Genomic DNA, 26,563 nt, shown 5'->3' on the forward strand with positions numbered 1-26,563 from the left:
GTGTGCGTGGCGCTTTTTTCGTTGAATTAATTCTTCTTGGAAGGATGATTCCGCATGCTTTTCGTAATCTTTTTCCACTTATTCCGTTCTTCAGCTTGAGCGGCGGTGTCCATTTTGCGCGAGAGGAATGCTAATTCTTTTTGAAGCTTCAAATAGCTTGCATAGCGGTCTTCGGGTAAAGCACCGGTAGCAAGTGCTTCCTGCACAGCGCATCCGGGTTCATTGTTATGTTGGCAATCGTTGAATTTACATGCATCTGCAAATGCTTCCACGTCTTTGAAACCTGAATCCAAGCTCTCGCCATTATCCCAGAGCTGGAACTCTCTCATTCCTGGCGTATCGATAAGTACACCACCGCCAGGAATTTTAACAAGTTCACGATGTGTCGTTGTATGCCGCCCTTTGTCGTCATCATCGCGAATATCTTGTACAACCATTGTTTGACCGCCACAAATGGCATTTGTTAGTGAGGATTTACCAACGCCAGAGGAGCCTAACAGCGCAGCAGTTTTACCGCCTACTAATAGTGTCGTTAGTTCTTTAATACCCTCACCCGTGACGTTACTCACTGCAAAAACATCGGCACCCAGTGCAATATTACGTGCTTCTTCTATATAATGTGATGGGTTATCGCAAACGTCTTTTTTTGTTAAAACAACAACAGGGCTTGCACCTGAGTCATAGGTAGCAACCAAATACCGTTCTAATCGTCGTGGATTGAAATCTTTATTCATCGACATAACCAGAAAAACAACATCAATATTGACTGCTATAATCTGTTCGATAATTGTTGAACCCGCCGCTTTTCTGGAGAACAGTGACGTGCGAGGTAAAATGGCATGAATGATGCCCCGTTCCTCACCTGGCATCTTTTCAACCGCAACCCAATCACCGACAGCAGGGAAGTCCCGTCGATCATCAGCAACATATTGCATCGTACCTGAACAAACAGAAAGCCATTCACCTTCAGTTGTAACAACGCGATACATCCTCTTATGTTCAAGTGTGACACGCCCAGGGACGTATTTATTCATTTTTGCGTTTTCATTTAATTTTGCCCAATTAGCTTCGTGGGATATATTCCAACCGTACTCGTTTAAGTTAATCAATTTGTTTTCCTCCTATTATGTGCATGCTAGAAAAGCGCAGAGCGCTAAACAATAAAAAAGCCGTAGGTCCTGATCGGACACCACGGCTTTCACGCGCATAACAGAAGAAGCATGCTTACTAAAAAAGCACGGCAGGTGAAAGTATGGGTCCGATCAAATTGACATTAGGTACATTTAAATTAGCCATAAAACTTCACCTGCTTTCTGTAAGATGAATTAATATTAACAAAATGAAAGAGGTAAGTCAATGCAGACTTTTCACTCTACTTATAGAAGAAAAAACTTTCCCTGAATTTAACAACACATTCCAAACAGGTCACACTAAATTCTGCTCTTAGCGAAGATATTTTGGGATTAATTTTGATAGAAAACCAAAAGGCTGTCCAACAAGTCAGTGTACTGACTTTCTGGACAGCCTCATTTAACTTACTAGTCTCTTTTAAATAAATCTCATAATTAGTTTAGTCAGTTCTTGCACACCAAGGTATCCAAACATGATAAGACAACCAATTAAGACTGTGTTTGGCACCCATTTGTTTCTTGATTCTTTTTCTACATCTTTCGAATTCAATAGGAATAGCAATGAAGCTGCCAAAAACGGCATGAACAGAGCTCCTAATGCGCCGTATAGAATAATGAGTTCAACAGGCTTCCCGAAATACATTAAAATCAATGGAGGGAATGTCAGCCAAATCAAATAAAATCGGTAAGCAGGATCTTTTGCGGACACTTCTTGTTTCCCGGGTTGTTTCTTTTTACGTACAGTTTTCACAAAATCAGCAAAAAGATAAGGCACGCCATTCCATACACCAAGAAGTGATGAATAGGCTGCGGACCAGAATGCGACTAGGAACATCCATTTCATTGGAGTTCCGAACTCAGCTCCAAGCATACCCGCTAATTTAACCAATCCTTCATCATCTCGAATGCTGACGCCAGTTCCAGCTAAAAACTGTGCACCTATGATAAGTCCAGCTAATGTGAAAAGACCAGTCAGGATATAAGCAATTTTTGCATCCGTTCGCATTGCGGGAATCCACTGTTTACCGCTCCAACCTTTTTCTTTTAGCCAATACCCATAGGATGCCATCGTAATCGTTCCACCCACACCACCTATTAAACCGAGCATGAGAATAAAGGAACCTTGCGGAGCACGAGGTACTAAGCCGAATGCAAATTCACCGAAACTCGGTAAGAAAAGGGCTGCTGTTCCGATTATCGTAACGAACATGACGCCAATTAAGACAGTCATAACTTTTTCAAAGAGGAGATAGCGACCAAACCAAATTAAGATAAAACCGACGACCGCGTGTATGATAGCCCATGCCCAAATTGGCATGATAGGGAACATAGCATGCATCGCCATTCCGGATGTTGAAGATGCGGCAGCGCCGTAGACGAAGCCCCAAATAATCGAATAACCCCCGAAATAACCAGTAGCCCAACTTCCTAGCTGCTGCCATCCGTCTAAGATGGTTCTGCCAGTTGCTAAGTACCATCTACCAACGCCTTCGTTCAAAAAATACTTCAAAATAGAACCGACGATTACGGCCCAAACAAATGTCATTCCAAATTGAGTCCCGATTACAAGCGAAGTGATTAAATCCGCTGTTCCTGCCCCAGTAGCTGCAACAACAATTCCTGGACCGATATTTCTCAATTTTTCCCCAATCGTTTTTGGTGGAAGAAGTTGTTGATCAAGCTGCGTTGTCATAAAAATACCCCCTAAGTTTGTAGTGAAAGAACCGATCATGACTGAAGGGATTCTAACTGACTTTACTTGACCTCCACCAACACAAAGTGTCGCGATGCCAAATTGTTCGTTTTAATCATGCAAAATCAGTAATAAGTGTAGAACTGACATTTTTCGCAATGATTGGCCACCGGTGACATGATAAGTGGCTCTTTGGTTGTAACTAGTTAATCTGTGCAAGTTATCCTTGCTCATTGTAAAGAAATAGTCAGTCATGTAACCCCTTACATTTCTTTTTCAAAGATTAGTGGAAATTTGCAATTCTGAAATGTTATAAATAGAGAATAATGGTTGTACGTTATACGTACGATTGTACGAATGGTGTAACTAGGGTAATTATAACTTGAGTGTTTCATTTTAGCAATCAAATTTTTGCAAAGATTTTAGAAAAGGGACTAAAATTATTGCATTTGAAATATGAAATGTATTTTTGTTCCAAAAAAGGAAAAAGTGAGACGTGTCGCATCGCGTCATTTTGTAGCGTTTCGTCTCGTTATGAAAGGTATAAGAAAGTAACGGACTGAATATTGGTTTGCTTACACTCAAATACATAACAAAAAAGCAGCCTCCAAAAAGGAGACCACCTAAAGTTAGGATTACATCGACAATTCCGTAACGTCGTCGGTTTCTTCCTCTTCAAATTTCATAACTTCCAGGTAAAGAATGTGATGACCTTCCACATCTTTAACAGTGAATTCAAATCCTTGTTCGATAATTTTTTCACCTTGTATAGCTTCGAAACGTTGTGTCATGAACCAACCGCCGATTGTATCGATATCTTCTTCATCAATCGAAATGCCAAGAATTTCATTTACATGTTCAATCCGAATCTTTGCATCTAAAATATAATGGTTTTCTCCGAGGTTTTGAATTTCGGGTACTTCGTTCATATCAAATTCATCTTGAATATCACCGACAATTTCTTCGAGAATGTCTTCGATTGTTACAAGACCGGATGTACCACCATACTCATCCATCAAAATTGCCATATGAATCCGTTCTCGCTGGATTTTAAGAAGCAAGTCTCCGATAGGCATTGTCTCAATGACATGAATAACCGGTTGCATATAGCTTGTCACCGCTTGATTACCCGCAGTGTCGGGGTCTTTAATGAATGCGGTTAAAAGGTTCTTCATATTGACGAGACCGATGATATGGTCTTTATCGCCGTCTGTCACTGGGTATCGCGTATATTGCTCGACGCCCATTACTTCGAACACTTCACGTAATGTCATGTCCTTTTCGATTGTAATCATTTCTGTTCGAGGAGCCATTATTTCTTTGGCAATTCGATCGTCGAATTCAAAAATTTTATTTACATATTTATATTCAGCTTGATTGATTTCACCGCTTTTTAAACTATCGGACAAAATCATTCTAAGTTCTTCTTCTGTATGGGCAACTTCCGAATCGGACATTGATTTGTATCCGAAAAGTTTAATAAGAAATTGAGCAGAACCGTTCATTCCTCTGATGATTGGGTAGGCGATGCGATAAAAGATAACAAGCGGTTTTGAAAATCTTAAAGTAACTTCTTCCGCCCTTTGTATTGCAATCGATTTTGGAGCCAACTCACCAACAACCACATGCAAAAATGTGACGATTGAAAAAGCAATAATGTATGAAATAATACTTGAAGTGCTAGCTGAAATGTTAAAGCTTTCCCAAAGGGGAGCCAGCATAAGTTTGACCGTAGGTTCCCCTAGCATCCCAAGCCCTAGAGCGGTAATGGTAATACCCAATTGGCAAGCGGATAAGTATTCATCCAGGTTACCAACCACTTTTCTCGCAACTATTGCACGTGGATTACCTTCCGCAATCAGTTGGTCAATCCGTGTGGTTCTAATCTTTACAATTGCAAATTCACTCGCAACAAAAAATGCGGTGAGGGCGATCAAGACAGCAAATGCTGTCAATCGTATGGCAATTTCCAAATAAATCCTTTGTTCCAAACCCAGATGAGGGGGAGAACAAAGTGTACACCTCCTATAGTAGTAAAATCGTTAGTTAAGTCTATGATAATTTATTTACAAGAAAAAAACAATTAGTTACGCTTTTCTAGCGTATAATTGTAGGAAACCCAGGAACTTCTATTAGTATTTACGTGTAGAAAAGGTTGACGAGAAGGACTTAAAAGCCAATATTTTCACGGACTATTTCCGGCTCGCTTTCGGCGAATTAATCCCGACATCTTAACCAAGGGGCAAGTGTGGACAGAAGTGACTCCGTCACTTCTGTCTACACCCTTTACGGTTATCTTGTTGTGAATAACTGCCTGCAGCGTACCTACACTATTCAAGTGAAAAATGCTGTTGCTTTTAAAGAAACGAATAGATACCTTTCTTTAAAGGGTGTAAGTGCCCTAAAATGCAATTTCGGGCACTATTGCACGCTGGATAATGTATTCTCTACTTTACTATACTCTGTTAGTAAGTGATGACATCCCTAAACTATGAGTAGAGACACTATTAGAGAAGGCACAAGCGGCCAAAATTGTATCTTTGGCCGCTTCTCTCGATGTGAGAAGCGATCTATTCTTTCGTCCCAAAAAGCTTCGACATTACTTGTATTAGTATCTTTGGAGTGCGACGGATGAACAATCACCATACGATTACCGAAAAAGTAAATAGGGATGCGACAACGTCGCATCCCTATTTACTAAGACACCTCGATAATTGTATAGAAGTTGTTCAATCCAAAGCAATCCAAAACCAACTATACACGTAGTGCCCGGTGTTTAATCAAGTTACTTTTGGATAATCGGTGGTGTGCCACTATTATGAACTATCCCTATTTTCAAAAGCTATTGACAACTAGGAAATGGAAATGCTAATCTGGAATAGTTAGATACTCGAAATAGAAAGGGAGGTACGGAAAATGAAAAAAGGTATGATGACTAAAAACAATTGCATAGAAAAGCCGTGCCTACTCATATACTAGTAATCTGTCACTAATATCAGATGGAACGGTGCAATACCGTTCCTTTCTATGAGCACACGCTTATTTTTAAAGGCGTGTGCTCTTTTTTAGTTCCAAGTTTACAGAATAATCGGTGTTACCACGCTTTGCGTGTTTCATAAAAAAATAGAAAAGGAGTGTTGAAGATGTTAATCATCAAACAGCAAAGGAAACTATTGAAAAAGGAATCTCTTGAAAGCGGATAGCTGTAAGAGAATATGGAAGAAGGTAGATTGAATTATGTTCTCAGTATTATTTAAATTGAAATGGTTTTTCAAAGAAAATAGAAAAAGGTACGTTGTAGCACTACTCCTACTGATGGTGACGAATATTCTAGTCGTTATCCCCCCGTGGCTGATTGGTCAAGCGATTGACTCGATTTATACGCAATCATTGACTGCAAGATTACTTATTATATTTATAGCTTCTATGATTTTTATCATGATTTTCAATTATGCTTGTAACTTCGTCTGGCAATACCAGTTGTTTGGTGGGGCTTATGTAATTGAACGGCAATTACGCGGGAAACTCATGCAGCAATTTTTGAGGATGACCCCAACGTTTTATGAAAAAAATAAGACAGGCGATTTGATGGCAAGATCGACCAATGATTTAAGGGCGATTTCTGAGACAGCGGGTTTCGGCATTATGACGCTTGTCGATTCGACACTCTACCTAATGACGCTCATTCTGACAATGGGTTTTCTCGTTTCGTGGAAATTAACGCTTGCTGCAATTTTACCGCTTCCACTACTCGCTTTTATCATGCAAGTGTTAGGTAAGAAAATCCACGAAAGATACATGGTAGCCCAGCAAGCATTCGGTGATTTAAATGATAACGTCCTGGAAGCAGTTGCTGGAGTCCGGGTTGTTCGTGCCTACGTTCAGGAGCGTGCATCTGAAAAAGGATTTGCAGAAATGACGGAAGACGTTTATCAGAAAAATATGCACGTCGAGAAGATTGATGCGCTATTCATGCCAATTTCGAAAGTATTGACAGGTCTAACGTATATGATTGGGCTCGGTTATGGTGCTTATCTCGTATCGATAGGTGATATGACGCTCGGAAAACTCGTTACCTTCAACGTCTATCTCGGAATGATCGTTTGGCCGATGTTTGCGATCGGTGAACTAATCAACGTCCTTCAACGCGGCAATGCATCACTTGACCGTGTGACAGAGACGCTAGATAGCGCGGAAGATGTGAAAGACCCCGAACATCCAATAAAAGTGGAGCATCCTGAAAGTGTTGGTTTCCGGGACGTTACGTTCACGTACCCAACCTCACATTCGGTTAATTTAGAAGCGATAAAACTTCATTTGAACCGTGGTGACACGCTTGGTATTGTTGGGAAAACAGGTAGCGGAAAGACAACGTTCGTCAAACAACTATTACGTGAATATCCTCCAGGTGAAGGAGAGATTTCCTTCGCAGGTGTACCTTTGCAATCCATGACAAAAAACCAAGTGAGGGACTGGATTGGTTATGTTCCTCAAGATCATGTTCTGTTTTCACGATCGGTCAGGGAAAATATTTTATTCGGCCGGCCTGATGCAACGGAAGCAGAAATTGTAGAAACAATTAGACTGTCTTACTTTGGAAAAGACCTTGAAATGCTTCCTAAAGGACTTGAAACGCTTGTTGGAGAGAAGGGTGTCGCACTTTCGGGGGGACAGAAACAACGAATTTCCATCGCTCGGGCACTTGTGAAAAATCCTGAAATACTCATTTTAGATGACTCGCTTTCTGCAGTTGATGCAAAAACGGAAGCAAAAATCATAGAAAATATCCAAGCAGAACGAGCTGAGAAAACAACAATTATTACCACACACCGTCTGTCTGCCATACAGCATGCGGACTGGATTATCGTTCTCGATGACGGTCGAATGATTGAAGAAGGAACACATGAGGACTTACTTCGGATGAACGGCTGGTACAAAGAACAATTCGACCGCCAACAGATTGGGGAGGTTGAATAATATGAGTACTGGCAAACGATTAGTAAAATATGCACTGGTCTATAAAAAAATAATTATTTCGGGTCTTCTCCTTCTAGGGATTGCAGTCGCGGCAGATTTGATGGGACCGATGATTGCTAAGAAAATCATTGATGAACATATTGCAGGAGCTCCTGGTGGTGGAATTGATTTTAATCCGATTTTTAAACTGCTAGCGGTCTTTTTCGGGCTAGCTGTTGTTACTGCAATTATGAGGTATTTTCAATATCTTTTGATGCAAAAAGCGGCTAACCGTATAATTCAAAAAATGCGGAATGACTTGTATGAACATATTCAGACATTGCCGATTCGTTATTTTGATAATTTGCCTGCCGGTAAAGTTGTGGCACGAATTACAAATGACACGGAGGCAATCCGTAATCTATATGTAACAGTTGTTTCGCAGTTTGCGATAAGTGGGATGTACATTTTAGGAATTTTCATTGCGATGTTTATCTTAGAACCTAAAATGGGTGCCATCACGTTATTTGTCCTACCCATTTTGTATATTTGGATGAAAACGTACAGGAAGTTTGCTTCGAAAGTGAACCATATCATTCGTGGAAAAGTAAGTGATATGAATGCAATGATCAATGAATCAATTAATGGCATGACAATCATTCAGGCATTCCGTCGTGAAAAGCAGATGGAAGATGAATTCCAGGAGTTGAATGATGAGCATTTCCGTTACCAGAACAAGTTATTGAAAGTGGAGGCGGCTACGTCACATAATCTTGTCGACGTTATCCGATCATTAACGTTTGTATTCTTCATCTGGTATTTTGGCGGCGCATCGATGTCTGTCACAAGCGTCATCTCAGTGGGGATGCTTTATGCATTCGTGGATTACATTACAAGGCTGTTCAATCCTGTCACGGGTATCGTTAATCAATTCGCGAACCTGGAGCATTCACTAGTAGCTGCGGAGCGGGTATTTAAATTATTGGATCGTATTGGTGAGCCCGTAAGCGACGATAAAATAGCTCGCTACAGTGGAAATGTCCGTTTTGAAAATGTTTGGTTCGCCTATAATGAAGATGAATATGTCTTGAAAAATCTTACGTTCGGAGCGAAGCAGGGAGAAACAGTAGCGCTAGTCGGCCATACTGGATCCGGAAAAAGTTCGATTATGAACTTACTGTTTCGTTTCTATGATGCATCAAAAGGGAAAATAACGATTGATGACATGGATATCAGCGAAATGCCGCGCCAAACGGTCCGTGATCATATGGGCATCGTTTTGCAGGATCCGTATCTATTTAGCGGAACTGTAGAATCTAACATAAGCCTAGGAGACTTACGTATCAGTCGTGAAAAAGTGCAGCAGTCTCTTGATGCAGTCGGCGGGGAACGCGTATTGAAGCATATGCCAAGTGGAATTGACGAGGAAGTTGTCGAGAAAGGGAGCACGCTCTCTTCTGGACAACGCCAATTAATTTCATTCGCAAGGGCACTAGCTTTCGACCCAGCCATTCTTATACTGGATGAAGCAACTTCCAACATTGACACGGAAACAGAAGAAATTATCCAACACGCAATGGACGTTCTAAAAAAAGGGCGTACAACTTTCATTATTGCCCATCGACTCTCCACCATTAAAAACGCAGATCGTATTTTAGTGTTAGATCGCGGAGAGATTGTCGAAGAAGGATCACATGAAGAATTGCTCGCTCTAGGCGGGCAGTATGCACAAATGTATAAATTGCAGGCGGGTACTTCCACTCAAATCGAAACTTAATTGAGTGGGGGACTCCCTGCTTTTTTTGCATAAAAAAACGAGAATTGTGAAATAAGTACAAAACTCCCTGCAACGAATATGCAGGGAGTTTTGTACTTATTCGCCTCTTTTATATTGCGTTTCTTTCCAAGCGTTTTGCTCATTGGGAACGCGACTCTTATCTTCAAATACATTTTCGGTTTTCTGATCTTGTACTTTTAACTGTTCCTTTTCTTTGAGCAACTCTTCGGGGGATTTTTCTTTATTCATACTGCGCCTCCTTATTCGTCATCAAGCGTAGTATTCCCGACATTCCCGTGATTCAGTCGTAGACGTGAAAAATCATTAATTCATGAATCATCTTTTTTAGATTTTCTTCTTCAGAGGGTGTGTTTCCACTCCAAGTAATTGCGCCATCAGGCATATATTCACCCGTATACCTTGAATTGCGGTAGAAAAATGAAAATGTCCATCCTGGCAATTGTGTATTCTCAAACATTGGTTTGTAACTGAAATGCTGTAGCATATAATACTCCTCTCATAAGACGTCGCCCAACCGCATAAAATCAAGAAAAGAAAGCGAAAGGGTGCTGACTTGTTTGTTGATAAATTAAAGCAGGCCATCGAAGACGAGTACAAAGATTATTATTTTTATAAATCCATGCACGGCATGACAAATGATCCGCTCTGGCAAGATTTCCTCACACATATGTACGAAGATGAAAAAAGCCACTATGAAATGTTCCAACAACTCTATTATATGATGACGGGGACATTTGTACAAAACCCTAAGAAACCTTTGCCTTGTTATAACCTGAAGGTATGTGTCCAACGAGCGCTTGTAGATGAGTTGGAAGCAGTTGAAACCTATAAAGAAATGTTACTGACCATTCCTATTCAGCAGGCTTACAATCCGTTATTCATTGCTATGCATGATGAGATGGAGCATGCCATTCGTATGTCAACAATGTACAATGCACTTTAACAAGGCTTGTCATTTTTCCGTTGGGTTGAGTTCTGCTATAATTAGGACTTAATGAAACGGAAAAAGGTGAAGAAATTGGGCTTTTTATGGACATTGTTATTTATGGCCTTCATTGGTGCATTAATCGGTGGACTTACAAATCATTTGGCGATTAAAATGTTATTCAGGCCGCATGAAGCGAAATATATTGGGAAATGGCGCTTGCCATTCACACCGGGCTTGATACCGAAACGGCGTAGCGAACTGGCAACGCAACTCGGCAAGACAGTAACGAATTATTTATTGACACCGGAAACGTTTCGAAAAAAATTGTTGACACCTGACATGGAGAAAAAAACGGAAGACTTTCTACAGGCAAAACTGGAGCAACATATTCTCCTCTCCGATAGAACGTTGAATGACTGGCTCGATACTGCCGGAGCGACAAACGTAGCCGTTAAAGCAGAGCGGAAAGTGTTAGAAGTACTCGATACCCAGCTTAACGCCGTTCGTGCAAAACTGACGACGGGATCGGTAGAAGAGGTGCTACCGCAAAAGTGGCGGGTTGAAGCAGCAGGGCGCATTCCGGATGTGACAGCATATATTTTAGGCAGGTCGGAACAATATTTCGAATCGGATGAAGGAAAAGCAATGTTCCGTAAAATGATTGATGAGTTCCTAGCATCCAAAGGTAAACTTGGAAGCATGGTAAACATGTTTTTTGGAGAATCGGAATCACTGGTTGGAAAAGTGCAAGGGGAAGCATTGAAGTTTGTCGCAGCTCCAGGTACTTACGAGCTTGTAAACACGATTATACTAAATGAGTGGGAAAAGCTTCAAAAACGTCCAGTCGAAGAACTTCTTTCAGGATTTGATTGGAATGGATTGTTCGATTCGATTCGAACTTATGCGAAAGAAGAACTTGTATTGAAAGACCGGCTGAATAAGACAATCCGGGATTATTGGCCGGAAGGGTCTGAATGGACAGCTGTCAATGTGACACCAGCGTTGACGAGTTTTGCATTTAAACAAGCAGAAGAACAAATAGAAATATCGCTCCGCAAATTGAAAATAGATGATATGGTTAAGGAGCAAGTCGATACGTTTCCGGTTGCTGTTCTTGAGGATCTCATGTTAGGTATTTCGAAACGGGAGTTTAAGATGATTACCGTGCTCGGGGCATTACTTGGCGGTGTGATTGGAATTGTTCAAGGCCTTATCGTCTATGCAACAAATTTAGCTTAGGGGGACTTTAAATGACAGTAAATATTTACGATGATTTAAACAAGTTAGAAGGAACGCTTAGACAAACAGCAGAGTTTAAAGAAGTAGCACAAGCGGTTGAAGAAGTGAAAGCCGATAAAGATGCACTTGAATTGTTCAAGAGTTTCCGTAAAATCCAATTGAGTCTGCAGGAAAAACAAATGTCTGGGGAAGAACCGCTAGCTGAAGAACTAGAGTATGCGCAAAAAACGGCACAGCTTGCACAGCAAAATCCTAAGATAATGAAAATGCTTGAGTCAGAAATGGGTTTGAGCGGTCTAATTGAAGAAGTTAACCGCGTACTTATGAAACCAGTTCAACAATTATACGAATCCATCTAAAAACCGGCCTCGGCCGGTTTTTCTTCATTCACCCCGTAAATTTGCTATAATGAATGGTATATTCCTCTACAAAAGGGCAAGTCTGTTGATTGACCATTTACTAGCATAAAACGCTGGTGAGTAGGGCTTGAAAGCCACAATATTCACTGGACTATTTTCGGCCCGCTATTGGCGAATTAATCACGACGGTTTTACCGAGAAGCAAGTGTGGCTAGAAGTGACTCCGTCACTTCTAGCCACACTCATCTCGGTTTTACTATTGTGATTATTAGCCTGTCGCGTTCCTACAATATCTAAGTGAAAAATGCAGTTGATTGGGAAGAATAGAATAGATGACATTTGATAAAGAGAGTAAGTGCCCGAAGATGCAATTTCGGGCACTCTAGTACGTTGTATATTGTATTCTCTTCTTACTATTAGCAAAGACTATGTGATGCTTTATAAGAAAGTGACACTTCCTTAAACGAAAAAAAGAGATACGATAGTAGAAGGTTTGAGCGGTCAAAATTGTATCTTTGACCGCTTCTTTCCAGGTGAGAGGCAAGCCATTCTTTCGTCCAAAAAAACTTTGGCACTTCTTGTAAATATGTCTTTGGAGAGCGACGGATGAACAATCACCATACGATTACCGAAAAAATATGTAGGGATGCGACGAAGTCGCATCCCTACATATAAAGTCATCTCGATAATGGTATAGAAGTTGTTCAATTCAAAGCGATTCTAAGCAATTCTACACGTAGTGCCCAGGTCAATCAAATTATTTACTGGATATTCTTAGTTAATCAAAAGGCGTAATAAAAGGGTTCACTTTATCAATAGAAAGTTGGGTTTACACAATGCAAAAAATAGTCATGAAAGAAAAATATGAACAGGGTTGGATTAGGATGTTCACACATCTTGCAAACCTATTCTTTGAACAATCAAAAATAGTCGATGAAGACGAAGAGGGTGCAATTCTGGCAGAGCTCACATTGGAGCGGACGCTTGATGGGCACCTTTCGGGGAAGGCAATTCTTACGTGGGAAGGCGAAGAATATTCTGCCGTGTTTTCTGAAATGGAAGAAACTGACGATGAAAAAGTGATAACCCGCCAGTTGAAACGAATCTATTCACACGTCTTTCTTGAAACGCTTGAACAGGCAACAGGAATGCAACAATCGTGGGGAATTCTTACCGGAATCCGTCCCATGAAGCTGTATCATAAATATCGCCTTGAAGGACATAGCAGTGAAGAAGCCCAGCAATTGCTGATGAAGCGGCATCGCCTTTCCAGTGAAAAAAGTGCACTTCTCGCAAAAATTGCCAATGTGCAGTTACGAACAGTACCTGATCTGCATGACCTAAGAAATGAAGTAAGCATTTACATCGGAATCCCATTTTGTCCAACGAAATGTGCCTATTGCACATTCCCGGCCTATGCAATTAATCGGAAAAATGGACGAGTTGAAACTTTCCTAGACGGATTACATGATGAAATCCGAGAAATGGGAAAATGGATGACAGAGCATGATACGAAGATTACTACGATTTACTTCGGTGGGGGCACACCTACTTCTATAGAAGCGGAAGAAATGGATGCGCTATATGAAACCATGTATGCTTCATTTCCGAATATGGATAAAGTACGGGAAATCACAGTAGAAGCGGGTCGTCCTGACACGATTACACCTGCTAAAATTGATGTGCTGAAAAAATGGGGTATTGACCGAATTAGTGTCAATCCACAATCGTATACTGATGAAACATTGAAAGCGATTGGACGTCATCATTCTGTCCAAGAAACAATTGATAAGTTTTGGTTATCCCGTAACATGGGCATGAAAAATATCAATATGGATCTAATTATTGGTTTACCAAATGAAGGAATGGATGAGTTCAGGCATTCACTAGCTGAGACTGAAAAGATGCAGCCAGAATCACTGACTGTTCATACATTATCATTTAAACGGGCATCTGAAATGACGCGCAATAAAGATAAATACAAAGTAGCGGATCGTGAAACGGTTGAACAGATGATGCATCTCGGAGAAGAGTGGAATGCGGCGAATGGTTATGAACCTTATTATTTATATCGCCAAAAAAATATTTTAGGCAACTTGGAGAATGTCGGATACGCAAAACCAAATGAAGAAAGCATCTATAATATCATTATTATGGAAGAAGTACAGACGATCATTGGTGTTGGATGCGGGGCTTCAAGTAAGTTCATCGATCCAATCTCAGGGAAAATCACACAATTCTACAATCCGAAAGATCCGGCGGCTTATATTCTGACGTATGAAGAGTCAATCGAAAAAAAGCTCGCTCATCTAGATTCAATTTTTCCGGAGATTGTCACTAAATAAAGGATTTACAGAAAAAACATCGAATGTAAGAAGTGAATGGCAATTCATTTCATACAGGGGGTGTTTTTTTGTATACGACAATTGAATTGAAAAAAGAAGGGCGTCTTGCGCGTCTTACGTTGAATAGACCGACATCGATGAATGCTATGAACATGTTAATGATGAAAGAGATTGCTGATGCATTTGAAGACTTGAAAAAGGATATGACGGTACAAGTACTAATAATTCATGGGGCGGGTCGCGCATTTTCGGCAGGCGGAGATATTAAGGCGATGGTGGATCCGGACAGTCCATTTGAAATCAGTGAAGTAATGGTGGATGTGAGCCGCCTTGCAAAAGCGCTTTACACGTTACCACAGATTACAATTGCAGTCGTCCACGGTGCAGCAGCCGGACTTGGGTTTAGCTTGGTACTTGGTTGTGATCACATTATTGTTGAAGAAGAGACTAAACTTGCAATGAATTTTATAGGTATTGGCCTAATTCCGGACGGAGCCGGTCATTTCTTCTTAAAAGAACGTGTAGGAGTTCCTCAAGCGAAAAACCTTATTTGGTCAGGAAAAGTGATGAATGGACAAGAGGCACTTGAAAAAGGGTTAATTGATGAAGTGACTGCAGAGGGGAAAAGCATTGAAACTGGAGAGAAATTTGCCCATAAACTACTTGCATCACCGATTGCTGCTATGATTGCAACGAAGAATATACTTCATGAACAAAAAACGAAAGAACTTGAAAGTGTGTTGGAAATGGAAAGTGAAGCACAAGTAGCAATGAGGAAAACGGAAGATCACCTAGAAGGCGTGCAAGCATTTATAGGGAAGCGCAAACCTGATTTTACAGGAAAGTAATTTTGTGCAGTACGTCTGTTGATTAACTATGTATTTGCGTAAAACACTAGAGAGTAGGACTTGGAAGTCGATATTTTCACTGGATTATTTTCGGCCCGCTTTCGGCTAATTAATTATGACACCTTAACCAAGGAGCAAGTGTGGCTAGAAGTGACTCCGTCACTTCTAGCCACACATTTTTCGGTTATCTTGTTGTGATCAATCGCCTGTCGCGGTCCTACAATATACAAGTGAAAAATGCAGGTTCTTTGGAAGAAGTGAATAGATGGCTTTCTATATAGGGTGTAAGTGCCCGAAGATGTAATTTCGGGCACTCTTGCACCTTGCACATTTTTATTGTTTACTTACTTTTAGCAAAAACTATGGGATGCTCTAATAGAAAGTGACACTTCCTTATAATAAAAATTGAGAAACTATAGTAGAATACTCGAGCGTCCAAAATTGTATCTTTGGACGCTTCTCTCCATTTGAGAAGCGAGCTATTCTTTCGTCCCAAAAAGCTTTAGTACTTCTTGTAGCCGTGTCTTTGGAGAGCGACGGATGAACAAATACCATACGATTATCGGAAAAATAAGTAGGGATGCGACGAAGTCGCATCCCTACTTATTAAAACATCTCGATAAAGGTATAGAAGTCGTTCAATCCAAAGCGATCCAAAGACAACTATACACGTAGTACCCAGTGTTTGATCAAATTACTTTATTCTCAAACACAGAGATTTGTTTATACTCAACAACTTACTTGTATTTATCAGTCACTTCACGCCATGAAAAATAGCCTTCTTCAACAGAGCGAATCAGAAGTTCTGCTGTTGCGATATTTGTAGCGAGTGGAATTCCGTAAACGTCGCACAGACGCAACAATGCACTGACGTCTGGTTCATGAGGCTGTGCAAACAGGGGGTCGCGGAAAAATAAAATTAGATCCAACTCGCCTGTCGCAACCATTGCGCCGATTTGCTGGTCTCCTCCTAAAGGTCCTGAGTTTAATCGTGTGACAACTAAATCGGTCTCTTCCATAATTCTTTTTCCAGTTGTCCCAGTTGCGAATAAAGTATGTTTCGAAAAGATATGTTCATAAGCAATCGTAAAATTCACCATTTCATTTTTCTTTTCATCATGTGCTATTAATGCGATTTCCATTTTACGCACCTCACTTTTATAGGTTTGAACAATAAATATTTACTTCTATTATAGAATGACTTCGGCTTAAACCAAATATGATTGCTTCAATCATACGCACATCTAAGAAGTTAAAACTACTTAGAAGTGCTATTTGTCATGAATGGAATAATAGTAACTTACCTGCAGGAGATGCGAGGCGGTGTGTTTTTTCTAAAAGGCTTTTCTCTTCTAGTATTACTTGTCCTTTTTCTTTAGCTTCATCGTCTGTATCAGACATGAATGTTTCTTCAATAATTAATTCCCCTGTTGGTTCGAAAGCTGTCAATTTATATGTTCTCACCTAATTCATCCTTTCCATTCTAATTACCTTCATTATACTACTAAAAAATCGGAAAAGAAATTTGAATTGAACACTTCGTATAGTGAAACTGATTTTTAACAAAAGTAATTAAATTGAAACTTCGGCGTACTAGATACGTATAGTTAACAATAGGGAAGATGAAAGGAGCAATAAGATGTCATTATTACTTGAAAATGTAACAAAACGGTTTGGGGATTTCACTGCAGTAGATGATTTAACACTCTCCGTCGGCAAAGGAACGATGTACGGGTTTCTAGGGGCGAATGGAGCGGGCAAGACGACAACATTTCGGATGATTCTTGGTCTATTGAATGCCAATGAAGGACGGATTACCTGGAACGGGAAACCGATTTCTTATGCAACAAGTCCTGAGATCGGTTATTTGCCGGAAGAACGTGGGCTTTATCCTAAAATGAAAGTGGAAGAACAACTCATTTTTCTAGCCCAATTGCGCGGGATGAAAAAGCCGGATGCCAAAGTAGCAATGAATAAATGGCTGGAGCGAATGGAAATTACGCATTATACCAATAAAAAGGTTGAAGAGTTATCCAAGGGAAATCAGCAAAAGATACAAGTAGTGGCTTCTCTCATGCATAATCCTCAGCTGTTAATCCTTGATGAACCATTTTCAGGTTTGGATCCCGTTAACGTTGAAATGCTGAAAAAAGCAATAATAGAATTTAGAAACGAAGGCGCGACGATTGTTTTCTCGAGTCACCGAATGGATCACGTTGAAGAATTATGTGAGCAACTAAGTATTATTGATAAAGGGAAACAAATTGTAAGTGGCACTCTGCGTGATGTAAAACGATCATTTGGAAAGCAGAATGTACGTATAAATTCGGACAATGACTTATCGCTTTTGGACTCAATTGCAGGTGTAACATCCGTACATAAATCCATAGAAGGCGCGCTTTACCAAGTGGAATCCGAAATGGTTGCGGACAATCTCCTGACAGAGGCTTTGAAATCCGGACCAATTCGCCACTTTGCAATTGAAGAGCCGTCGCTGCAGGACATTTTCATCGAAAAGGTGGGAAAACAACATGCGTGAATTTATGATCATCTTTAAGCAGGCTTTCATGACGAAAGCGAAAACAAAATCATTCGTTATCACAACGACCATCATGATTGCTGCAGTATTTCTTTTTGCAAATATGGGGAAAATCATCGATAAGGTTAATAGCATGACTGGTGGAGACAGTGAATCAACGGAAGTGTTGCAAGTTGTCGATAACAGTGGGGTACTTGCGGATCGACTGAAACTGCAGTTCGATGCGAATGACTCAGATATTAAGATGGAAGTCTCCACAAAGTCGGAAGAGAGTCTGACAGCTCAGGTAAAAGAAGGGGAAATCGATTCTTTTTTGACGCTTGACCTGAACGATAGTAATACGATTCAAGCAAGTTATTCATCGATGAGTGCCATGGAATTTGACCTTCCGATGATGTTGCAAGATGCACTCCAATCAATTCAGACGGAGATGAAAGCGCAAGAGCTCTCATTGTCCGGTGAACAAGTTCAGACGTTGTTTGCCCCTATACAGTTTGAACAGCAATCGGTATCTCCTTCAGCGAAGTCTGAAGAAGAGCTAAGCCAGGCGCGCGGTCTCGTCTATGTATTAATGTTTTTAATTTATTTTGCGGTCATTGTCTATGCGAGCATGATTGCTACTGAAGTGGCAACAGAAAAATCGTCACGTGTTATGGAAATACTAATCTCTAGTGTTTCACCGGTTAAACATATGTTTGCAAAAGTTGCAGGGATAGGGTCACTCGGTCTTTTGCAAATGGTGCTGCTTGGATTAGCAGGATTCATTGCTTTGAAAACAACAACTTCTGAAATGGCAGATGGGTTATTTTCTGTTTTCGGCTTTTCAAATATGAATATCGGAACGCTTGTTTATGCAGTAATCTTCTTCCTGTTAGGATACTTCCTCTACGCGACGTTAGCGGCTCTTCTAGGGTCTTTGGTAAGTCGTACGGAAGATGTCCAGCAAATCATCATGCCCATGACACTGTTAATTGTGGCAGGGTTCATGATTGCAGCAACCGGGCTCGGGAATCCTGAGATGGCGTATATAAAATATGCTTCCTTCTTCCCATTCTTTGCTCCACTTGTGATGTTCTTACGCGTCGGTATGCTTGAATTACCAGTATGGGAACCGCTATTAGCAATTGGAATTATGCTTGTGACGATTTTCCTTCTTGGCTTCTTCGGCGCACGCGTTTACCGAGGCGGTGTTCTGATGTACGGTCCGTCACGTTCATTGAAGGATATTAAAAAAGCAATCCAGCTCGGTAAGGAATAATTAGGTTCAATGTAAGTTGTGGGTCATATTGATTTGACCTGCAACTTTTTTGTTAATGAGAGATTTAAGTAGACATGTAGACTTTCATTCACGGATTCTTTTTATATATGGTAAAATTAGAACAAGTATTCGTTGAATTAAGGAGGTGTTTCATTTGTCAACAATCCGATTTATCCACACGGCTGATTTGCATCTCGATAGCCCTTTTAAAGGTATGACAGGACTTGCGGAAAATCATTTGACTCAAGTACGCGAGAGTACTTTTTCCGCATTCAAAAAATTGATTGATCATGCGGTAGAAACGAAACCAGATTTTGTTTTAATCGTGGGTGATATTTATGATGGTGAAAATCGTAGTTTACGAGCACAGATGAAATTTCACGAAGGAATGAAGAAATTGGATGCAGTGGGTATTCCCGTATTTATATCGCACGGGAACCATGATCACCTTGGTGGAAGATGGACTCGATTTGACTTGCCGCCAAATACCCATGTTTTCACTGAGGAGATTGAATCGGTTCAACTCACCGTGAAAGGACAAGACATCGTAATTCATGGTTTCAGCTATAAAGAAAGGCATATTCGTGATAGGGTGATCGACCGTTATCCCGTTGCTGAAAATCATGAACCATTTCATATCGGTATGCTGCATGGCAGTTTAGCGGGAGATGAAACACATGCAGTCTATGCGCCCTTTACAAAAAGTGATTTACTTGCCAAGCACTATGATTACTGGGCTCTTGGGCACATTCATCTACGGCAACAGTTACATAATGCCCCTCCTATCGTCTATCCTGGTAACTTGCAGGGACGTCATCGCAACGAACAAGGTAAAAAAGGTTTTTATGAAGTTGAACTTTCGAAAACAGAATCCTCACTTCATTTTATCGAGGCGTCAGCGATTGTATTTGGCAGATTAGAAGTGTCGTGTGCCGGAATGAGTCATGCCAATGAATGGCTGTCAGCTTGTTCGAAAGCGCTTGAGTTATTCCGACAACAGAATGGAGCGGGCATTGTGGAACTATTGATGATTGATATCGATAGTGAGTCCGTAATACTTTTCGACCAATCGCCTGAAGAAGAATGGCTCGAAGTTTTACGCGATTTTGTCGGGGATAACGAACCGTACGTCTGGATACAGAAGATTTCATTTGCCAGACAGATGAATCTCACAACGGCTTCAAGTGCGCTTGTACAGTCTGTTGTAGGATTAATGGACGACTGGACGGTTGATGACTGGAAGGATGTTTTAAAAGACGTCTATCAGCACGCACGGGGTGTCAAATATCTTGAAATTTTAACTGATGGTGAAATAGAGGAAGTAAAAGCTGGGGCCAATGCATTGCTTGCGGCAGAAATGTCAGAAATGGAATGAGGTGTTTATATGAAAATTGAAAGACTGAACATTTTTGGATTTGGCAAACACGAAAATGTCGTTGTAGATTTTGGTCCAGGCACTACTGTGTTTTATGGGTTGAATGAAGCTGGAAAAACGACGATTCAGCAGTTTATCCTTCATATCTTATTTGGGTTCCCACTGAAAAACAATGTGCTCTTACGCTACGAACCGAAATCGGGCGGTAAGTACGGCGGTCAAGTGCATCTATTAGATGAAATCTATGGAAAATGTATCGTCGAGCGTATCCGCGGGAAATCCGCTGGTGATGTCACTGTTTATTTTGAAGATGGAACGAAGGGCGGAGACGAGGATTTGAAAATGCTCCTTCGGCAGTACGACCGCGCTTCATTTGAGTCTATCTTTTCATTCTCTCTCTTACAGTTGCAGGGATTCGAGAAAATGGATGAAGACGAGTTAAGCCGAACACTTCTTGCGTCGGGGACAACTGGAGTTGACTCCTTATTGCGGCTTGGTGGCCGAATGGACAAAGAGTTGGGGGAGTTATTTAAAAAGACAGGTAGAATTCCACAAATGAACGTTAAAATTGCGGAACTTCGAGACTTGGAAATCGAACTGAAGAAAGAACAGGAAAAAATAGGCGAGTATGCGCCTTCGATTGAACGAATCCAGGAAATTGATGAACGTCTAGTTAAGTTACAAAGTCAGGAAAAAGTACTGTCACAAAATGCACAGAGGCTTGCTGTTATGCGTTTACTGCTCCCCCTCCTTCAAAGAAAACGAGCTATTGAAGCGCGACTTACACAATTTGGTAACGCAACCTTTCCTTCAGAGGGTATAAGACGTTATGAAACACTGGTCGGAAAGCTGACAGAAGTCGAAGCGTCTATAGAACGATTGGAAGAAGAATTGGCAATCGTGGCGGCACGCATGCCTGAAAAACAGGAGTCTGAATCCATCACTGAACTTGAAGTTTTGCTGGCCAAAGAATCTGAGTGGCATAGATGGCAAACTACGGTTGCTGCTGCAGATGACGAAGTGAGTCAGCTAACCAGTTTTAAAAGACGTCTACTCGACAGACTAGGTGTCAGGGAAGTTGAAGCGGAGCAATCTCTATTCCAGGCAGATGTTTCAATTCAAAAGGAAGAACAGATGCACAAAATTATCCACGACCTAACTGATAGTGATCAGCAAATTGGGTATATAAATCGTCAGCTTGTGCAACTAGAAAATGAGTTGTCGGATAAAGAATCTGAAATTAGTGATAGTGAACTTCATGCGCCTTCTGAGGAGGAATTAGGACGTGTACAAAACTGGCCAAGAATACGCCAGCAACTTGCTGAAGCGAAAGCATACATCTTACTAGGAGGGAGACCTGTTGAACAGAAAGTGTTAGTGGTACCTATACTTCTGTTCTTACTTGCTATCGTTTTCATCATCTTTGGTCTCGTCCAAAAAGAATGGATCATTAGTGTGGCTGGGGTTCTTGTTGCAGGACTAGGATTCTTTTTATATTCAAAAAAAGAAACTCAGACTTCAAACACTTCAAAGCAACAGGAGATGGAAAGTGTAATTGCTGCATATGATGGAAACGAGTGGCAGATGGAAGAACTCACAGAGCGTATCCTTATGCATAAGCGAAAGTCAGAAGAGTTGAAAGAAGCATTATTAGCGCTTAAAAAAAAGCATCATACGCTGAAAATCGAACTAGACAATGCATATACCATTAGAAAGCAAATTGAGTTAGAACTAGCAGGATTTTTACAGCTATACGGTTTCAAGGAAATGCCATCAACCGGAATTGTCCCAGAATTATTCCGGATGATACGGGAAGTTCAAGAGGTTAACCGAGATTTGAATGATGCTGACTTACGGCGACAAATGACACGACAACATATGACGGAAAGAGTAGACGCAGTTGAAAGAGCATTGCAGAAAGCAGTACCCCAAGAAGCGATTTATGAGATTTTGAGAAGAGACCTTATTCAACTGAAGGAACGGGCGGAAACAATGAAGTCATTGAAGTCCAACCAGGAACGCAAAGGAACGGAATTAAAAGATATGTCGGCTCTTGCAGGCTCATTGCAAGGAAAGGTGCAGGATTTGCTGGCTGAAGCAAAAACGGACACGGAAGAAGCGTTTTATAACGCATATGACATGCACCAGGAATCACTTCAGTTACAAGGACAACTAGAAGATGTAAAGGCGCAATTGGCGACCCACGGACCTCTAGAACTTCCTAGCGAAGTAACTACTGTAGAGGACCTGACAAAAAAAGCGGAGTCTAATACCGCAGCACAATCATCTATCGATGACGAGTTGAGTGTACTTGTTAATGAGAAGGCTACACTTATCAATAAAACGGAACAGCTTTTAACTGACGAAAACTACAGCCATAAACTGCAACTCTTTGAAATGAAAAAATCGGAACTTACGGACCTTTCTCGAAAGTGGTCTGAACGCAAAGCGATTTCGGAAGCCATCAAACGTACGATGTTCGATTTGAAAGAAAAAAAGCTGCCTAAAGTGCTTGAAGTAGCGGAGCGATTGTTCTGCGAGTTAACGGGAGGGAACTATGAATCGCTAACCGTAACGGAATCTGGGCATTTTGAAGTTTTATCGAAGGATGGGATGCGCTACCCGATTGTGGAGCTTAGCCAAGCGACAAAAGAGCAGGCATACATATCTCTTCGATTAGCCCTGGCGGAATCTATGCTAGTTACTGCTCCTTTTCCAATAATGATGGACGATCCGTTCGTTCACTTTGACGGAAAGCGACTTTCGCGTATGATTAAACTATTGGACAATCTTCAAAACAAGCATCAGTTCATTTATTTCACATGCCACGAAGCGATGAAGGATAAATGGCGGGATGCAACAATATTAAACGTTTCCGATATCGGGAGCGCACAGGGAGTGAGCGTCTTATGAAGAAAATTGCGGAATATAAAACTGGAGAACCACTGGATCTTTTCTTGCTTATTAAACAATCTACAAAAGGAGTCACAACGCAAGGAAGTCCGTTCATGACACTCATTTTACAAGATAAGAGCGGTGATATCGAAGCAAAACTATGGGATACGACTGAAGAACATGCTAAAACGTATGCCGCAGCGTCAATTGTAAAAGTTGGCGGTGAAGTGCACGAATATCGTGGGAAAAATCAATTACGCATCAAAAGTATACGTCCTATTAAAGAAGATGAAGGCGTATCGATTGCAGACTTAGTCCCGTCATCAGAAACAAGTAAAGAAGTACTTTACGAAGAATTGATGCAGTATTTTTTTGAAATGCAAAACCCGCAAATTCAACGAATTACACGACATTTACTGAAAAAGCATCAGACTGCTTTCATGACATATCCTGCCGCAACTAGAAATCATCATGACTATGTTTCCGGTCTAATTGATCATGTCGTCTCCATGCTGAAACTTGGAAAAGCGATGGCAGATTTATATCCAACGCTAAATAAAGATTTATTGTATGCAGGAATTATATTGCATGACATAGGGAAAGTAATTGAACTTTCTGGGCCGATTGCAACACAATATACAATTGAAGGAAATCTTCTTGGCCATATAACAATCATGGTCACTGAAATTTCAAAAGCGGCGGACGAACTTGAAATAGCTGGGGAAGAAGTAATGTTGCTCCAACATATGGTTCTATCCCATCATGGTAAAGAAGAATGGGGAAGCCCGAAACGGCCAATGCTGAAAGAGGCAGAAATTCTTCATTATATTGATAATATTGACGCGAAGATGAATATGTTGAATCGTGCATTAGGCAAGACGGCTCCAGGTGAATTCACTGAAAGAATATTCCCACTCGACAACCGTTCGTTTTATAAACCAACGATTGACTAATGAGTATAGAAAAAAGCTGTCTCCCACATACGGAGACAGCTTTTTTCATTGGGTATGAAATTATGAAAAGTCGCGAATGCCTTTATTTGAAAGCCATCCGAGAGACTTTATCTAACGTATTATTTCTTGTCAGTTTTTGCTTCTTCTTCAGCTGGAAGGTAACCTTCAAGCGCATCTTTAAACTCTTCCGATTTAATATCGATTTCCGAGTCTTTTAACAGCTTGACAAGTTTCTCTTCGAATTTAACTTTCTTGAGACCGTCCGTGACTTCTGCCTTGAGTTCTTCATCTGTTTGCTCAAGTTTAGCTTCACGTGTGTCAACTAGTTCAATGATATGGAAACCGAAGCTTGATTTTACAGGCTCACTGATTTCGCCTTTTTTAAGTGCAAATGCGGCTTCTTCAAATTCAGGTACCATTTTACCAGGTCCGAACCAACCTAAATCGCCACCTGTTTCTTGTGCAACTTCTTCTGTGGAGTATTCTTTCGCAAGTTCCGCGAAATCACCGCCGTCTTTCAATTTAACAAGAACTTCGTCTGCCGTCTTTTTATCTTTTACTAAAATATGACGTGCATTGACTTCTTTTTTCTTGTTAGCAATACCTTCATTGATTTCTTCATCACTTACTTCAATGGATTCAATCATTTTTTGTTGAATCAATTGGGATTTAACATTTTTATCGAAGAACTCTTCTGTCATGCCATTTTGCAATAGGTACATTTCAAAGCTATCACCATATTGTTCTTTCTGTGATGCAATCGCTTTTTTTACTTCTTCATCTGAAACTTTATATTCACTTTCAATCGCTTGTTGGAGAATTAGGTTTTCAACAACTCGGATTCCAATTGCATCTTTCATTTCATCATATAAATCTGCTTTTGTAATATCGCCATTATTAGAAGTAGCAATGATTTCCTCATCAGTATTCTTGTCACTACATGCTGAAAGTACAAGAACGGATGCAGCCATTGTAAGTGCTAAAACAGTTTTTTTCATTTTGAAATCTCCCCTAACTTTTATGTGCAACAGTAGATACTATATCATAAAACGAATCTAAAACAAAAAGGTTCCCCTCGGATAATCTGCCTACAAAGGCTCAATGATTCCGCATAGGATACATAGAGAGAGAGGGGGTGCTCTTATGAGCGGATATAACCAGGGTTCTTCGGGCTTTGCGTTGATTGTTGTATTGTTCATCTTACTAATCATTGTCGGTGCAGCCTTCGTTTACTAAGATGAGAAAAGCGTTAAATCGCTAGTGTCAGAAGCTTCAAAATGAAAAAAGTCCATTCCCGTACAAAAGGGAGTGGACTTTTTTTATACTTGTAACAGAATTTCTAGGTAAAATGACACAATCAGTATTGTTACAAGAACGTTTACGGTCGTGTATATTTTCGGTTGCTTTTCCTCAGGAATCTCTTTGGACTCGCAAAGCGCATATGTCATTTTATTGATCTGAAACAGATAGAATAATGAGAACAGAATTGTGATAAATAGGATCAAATCTATTCCTCCCCTTTAACGTACCAAGGTAATCATAGCAGAAGTGAGTATAAAATGAAATTAATTTTCCTCTGAGGAAAATACTGGGCTTTTAGATTCTTCGGAATCTTTTGTTTGACTAACTGCAATCATTTCGCCTGTGGAATCATCATAAGCATCTTTAATATTTTCAAAACCGCGTTCAAAGATTTCCATGAAATCCTCACCATAAATATTTTTAACCACAGACATGACCTCCAGGAATTCCGGGAATTTGCCGTAAAGATTTTTTATCGGCAGAGAGCCCTCCAAAATACCATGGTTTGTGTTATAGTAGTTTTCGTTCATTTCGAGTATGAGTCTTTCACCTTCATCTGTCACTGCTACATATGTATTACGTCGGTCATCGTCTTTTTTATAAAAGCGTAAATAACCCCGTGTTTCTAACTTCTTCGAAAAGTTGAATGCGGTGGATACATGCATAACTCCAAATTTAGCTATATCGGAAATTGTAGCTCCTTGAAGATGGTAGGAAATCCATAAAATATGATGTTCATTAATATTCAAGTCATAAGGTTTTATCCACTGTTGCCAATCTTTTTCAACAGCTTTCCAAAGTGCTTTTGACATCTGCGCAACCCTTTGACTGAAAATCATTGCTTCTTTTGGTGAATATCTTTGATCTGCCATTGTAACACCTACTTCCTATTTTTTTACGCTTCTTTTTATTATAGCAGGAAAGCAAAGAAGAAAAAAGTAAGAA

23 protein-coding genes and 1 pseudogene are annotated in these 26,563 nt (G+C 40.4%); 14 read left to right on the forward strand and 10 right to left on the reverse strand.

The window, feature by feature from the left end:
- Positions 1 to 26: 26 nt before the first annotated feature.
- The 3 genes from rsgA to AC1TO6_RS19430 form a co-directional block, all read right to left on the reverse strand.
- Complete coding sequence (gene rsgA / locus AC1TO6_RS19420) at positions 27 to 1,106, reverse strand: ribosome small subunit-dependent GTPase A (RefSeq protein WP_482103292.1); 1,080 nt, start codon at positions 1,104 to 1,106, stop codon at positions 27 to 29.
- Positions 1,107 to 1,548: 442 nt separating this feature from the next.
- Positions 1,549 to 2,823, reverse strand: coding sequence for an Nramp family divalent metal transporter (locus AC1TO6_RS19425; RefSeq protein WP_482103257.1), 1,275 nt, complete (start codon positions 2,821 to 2,823; stop codon positions 1,549 to 1,551).
- A 635-nt stretch (positions 2,824 to 3,458) separates the two neighbouring features.
- On the reverse strand, positions 3,459 to 4,796 hold the full coding sequence (locus AC1TO6_RS19430) for a hemolysin family protein (RefSeq protein WP_482103258.1): 1,338 nt from the start codon (positions 4,794 to 4,796) through the stop codon (positions 3,459 to 3,461).
- Between the two features lie 1,264 nt (positions 4,797 to 6,060).
- Here AC1TO6_RS19430 and AC1TO6_RS19435 point away from each other — a divergent pair.
- Positions 6,061 to 7,800 carry an ABC transporter ATP-binding protein gene (locus AC1TO6_RS19435; protein WP_482103259.1) on the forward strand — a complete coding sequence of 580 codons (1,740 nt, stop codon included), beginning with the start codon at positions 6,061 to 6,063 and terminating at the stop codon, positions 7,798 to 7,800.
- Position 7,801: 1 nt separating this feature from the next.
- Positions 7,802 to 9,556, forward strand: a complete 1,755-nt coding sequence (locus AC1TO6_RS19440) for an ABC transporter ATP-binding protein (RefSeq protein ID WP_482103260.1) — start codon at positions 7,802 to 7,804, stop codon at positions 9,554 to 9,556.
- A 96-nt stretch (positions 9,557 to 9,652) separates the two neighbouring features.
- On the opposite strand, the gene AC1TO6_RS19445 is transcribed toward AC1TO6_RS19440, so the two are convergent.
- Complete coding sequence (locus tag AC1TO6_RS19445) at positions 9,653 to 9,805, reverse strand: hypothetical protein (protein ID WP_482103261.1); 153 nt, start codon at positions 9,803 to 9,805, stop codon at positions 9,653 to 9,655.
- A gap of 52 nt (positions 9,806 to 9,857) precedes the next feature.
- Positions 9,858 to 10,061, reverse strand: a complete 204-nt coding sequence (locus AC1TO6_RS19450) for a YheE family protein (protein ID WP_482103262.1) — start codon at positions 10,059 to 10,061, stop codon at positions 9,858 to 9,860.
- Between the two features lie 69 nt (positions 10,062 to 10,130).
- Here AC1TO6_RS19450 and AC1TO6_RS19455 point away from each other — a divergent pair, with 69 nt between their 5' ends.
- The 6 genes from AC1TO6_RS19455 (at position 10,131) to AC1TO6_RS19480 (ending at position 15,971) form a co-directional block, all read left to right on the forward strand.
- Positions 10,131 to 10,520 (forward strand): ferritin-like domain-containing protein, encoded by a 390-nt coding sequence (locus tag AC1TO6_RS19455; protein WP_482103263.1) that lies wholly within the window; start codon positions 10,131 to 10,133, stop codon positions 10,518 to 10,520.
- 51 nt (positions 10,521 to 10,571) lie between these two features.
- Complete coding sequence (locus tag AC1TO6_RS19460) at positions 10,572 to 11,744, forward strand: DUF445 domain-containing protein (protein WP_482103264.1); 1,173 nt, start codon at positions 10,572 to 10,574, stop codon at positions 11,742 to 11,744.
- Positions 11,745 to 11,755: 11 nt separating this feature from the next.
- Positions 11,756 to 12,103: a YlbF/YmcA family competence regulator gene (locus tag AC1TO6_RS19465; protein WP_482103265.1), complete on the forward strand. Its 348-nt coding sequence runs from the start codon at positions 11,756 to 11,758 to the stop codon at positions 12,101 to 12,103.
- Between the two features lie 836 nt (positions 12,104 to 12,939).
- The gene (locus tag AC1TO6_RS19470; RefSeq protein ID WP_482103266.1) at positions 12,940 to 14,448 is read left to right on the forward strand and encodes a coproporphyrinogen III oxidase; all 1,509 of its coding nucleotides are present in this window, start codon (positions 12,940 to 12,942) and stop codon (positions 14,446 to 14,448) included.
- Positions 14,449 to 14,516: 68 nt separating this feature from the next.
- Positions 14,517 to 15,296, forward strand: coding sequence for an enoyl-CoA hydratase (locus AC1TO6_RS19475; protein WP_482103267.1), 780 nt, complete (start codon positions 14,517 to 14,519; stop codon positions 15,294 to 15,296).
- Positions 15,297 to 15,836: 540 nt separating this feature from the next.
- Entirely contained in the window at positions 15,837 to 15,971 is a 135-nt protein-coding gene (locus AC1TO6_RS19480) for a hypothetical protein (protein WP_482103268.1), read from the forward strand.
- Between the two features lie 62 nt (positions 15,972 to 16,033).
- On the opposite strand, the gene mgsA is transcribed toward AC1TO6_RS19480, so the two are convergent.
- Positions 16,034 to 16,438, reverse strand: coding sequence for a methylglyoxal synthase (gene mgsA, locus AC1TO6_RS19485; RefSeq protein ID WP_482103269.1), 405 nt, complete (start codon positions 16,436 to 16,438; stop codon positions 16,034 to 16,036).
- 136 nt (positions 16,439 to 16,574) lie between these two features.
- Positions 16,575 to 16,760, reverse strand: coding sequence for a YhzD family protein (locus AC1TO6_RS19490; RefSeq protein ID WP_482103270.1), 186 nt, complete (start codon positions 16,758 to 16,760; stop codon positions 16,575 to 16,577).
- Between the two features lie 175 nt (positions 16,761 to 16,935).
- Here AC1TO6_RS19490 and AC1TO6_RS19495 point away from each other — a divergent pair, with 175 nt between their 5' ends.
- From AC1TO6_RS19495 to yhaM, 5 genes are all read left to right on the forward strand, one after another.
- A complete protein-coding gene (locus tag AC1TO6_RS19495; protein WP_482103271.1) occupies positions 16,936 to 17,835 on the forward strand; it encodes an ABC transporter ATP-binding protein in 900 nt (299 codons plus the stop codon).
- Positions 17,828 to 19,093: an ABC transporter permease gene (locus tag AC1TO6_RS19500; protein ID WP_482103272.1), complete on the forward strand. Its 1,266-nt coding sequence runs from the start codon at positions 17,828 to 17,830 to the stop codon at positions 19,091 to 19,093. Before AC1TO6_RS19495 ends, AC1TO6_RS19500 begins: the two co-directional genes overlap by 8 nt.
- A gap of 145 nt (positions 19,094 to 19,238) precedes the next feature.
- Positions 19,239 to 20,468 carry a metallophosphoesterase family protein gene (locus AC1TO6_RS19505; protein WP_482103273.1) on the forward strand — a complete coding sequence of 410 codons (1,230 nt, stop codon included), beginning with the start codon at positions 19,239 to 19,241 and terminating at the stop codon, positions 20,466 to 20,468.
- Between the two features lie 9 nt (positions 20,469 to 20,477).
- The gene (locus tag AC1TO6_RS19510) at positions 20,478 to 23,381 is read left to right on the forward strand and encodes an ATP-binding protein (protein ID WP_482103274.1); all 2,904 of its coding nucleotides are present in this window, start codon (positions 20,478 to 20,480) and stop codon (positions 23,379 to 23,381) included.
- Positions 23,378 to 24,316, forward strand: a complete 939-nt coding sequence (gene yhaM / locus AC1TO6_RS19515; RefSeq protein WP_482103275.1) for a 3'-5' exoribonuclease YhaM — start codon at positions 23,378 to 23,380, stop codon at positions 24,314 to 24,316. Before AC1TO6_RS19510 ends, yhaM begins: the two co-directional genes overlap by 4 nt.
- 119 nt (positions 24,317 to 24,435) lie before the next feature.
- Here yhaM and AC1TO6_RS19520 read toward each other — a convergent pair whose 3' ends face one another.
- On the reverse strand, positions 24,436 to 25,314 hold the full coding sequence (locus tag AC1TO6_RS19520) for a peptidylprolyl isomerase (RefSeq protein ID WP_482103276.1): 879 nt from the start codon (positions 25,312 to 25,314) through the stop codon (positions 24,436 to 24,438).
- Positions 25,315 to 25,459: 145 nt separating this feature from the next.
- Between AC1TO6_RS19520 and AC1TO6_RS19525 the strand changes: the two genes are divergently transcribed.
- The gene (locus tag AC1TO6_RS19525) at positions 25,460 to 25,552 is read left to right on the forward strand and encodes a YjcZ family sporulation protein (protein ID WP_179393195.1); all 93 of its coding nucleotides are present in this window, start codon (positions 25,460 to 25,462) and stop codon (positions 25,550 to 25,552) included.
- Between the two features lie 83 nt (positions 25,553 to 25,635).
- Here the strand turns inward: AC1TO6_RS19525 and AC1TO6_RS19530 are convergent, their stop codons facing one another.
- On the reverse strand, positions 25,636 to 25,821 hold the full coding sequence (locus AC1TO6_RS19530; RefSeq protein ID WP_482103277.1) for a hypothetical protein: 186 nt from the start codon (positions 25,819 to 25,821) through the stop codon (positions 25,636 to 25,638).
- A 161-nt stretch (positions 25,822 to 25,982) separates the two neighbouring features.
- A pseudogene (locus tag AC1TO6_RS19535) lies at positions 25,983 to 26,490 on the reverse strand (HTH-type transcriptional regulator Hpr); the annotation flags it as partial.
- Positions 26,491 to 26,563: the final 73 nt, after the last annotated feature.

It is taken from the genome of Sporosarcina sp. Y352, from assembly GCF_056786535.1.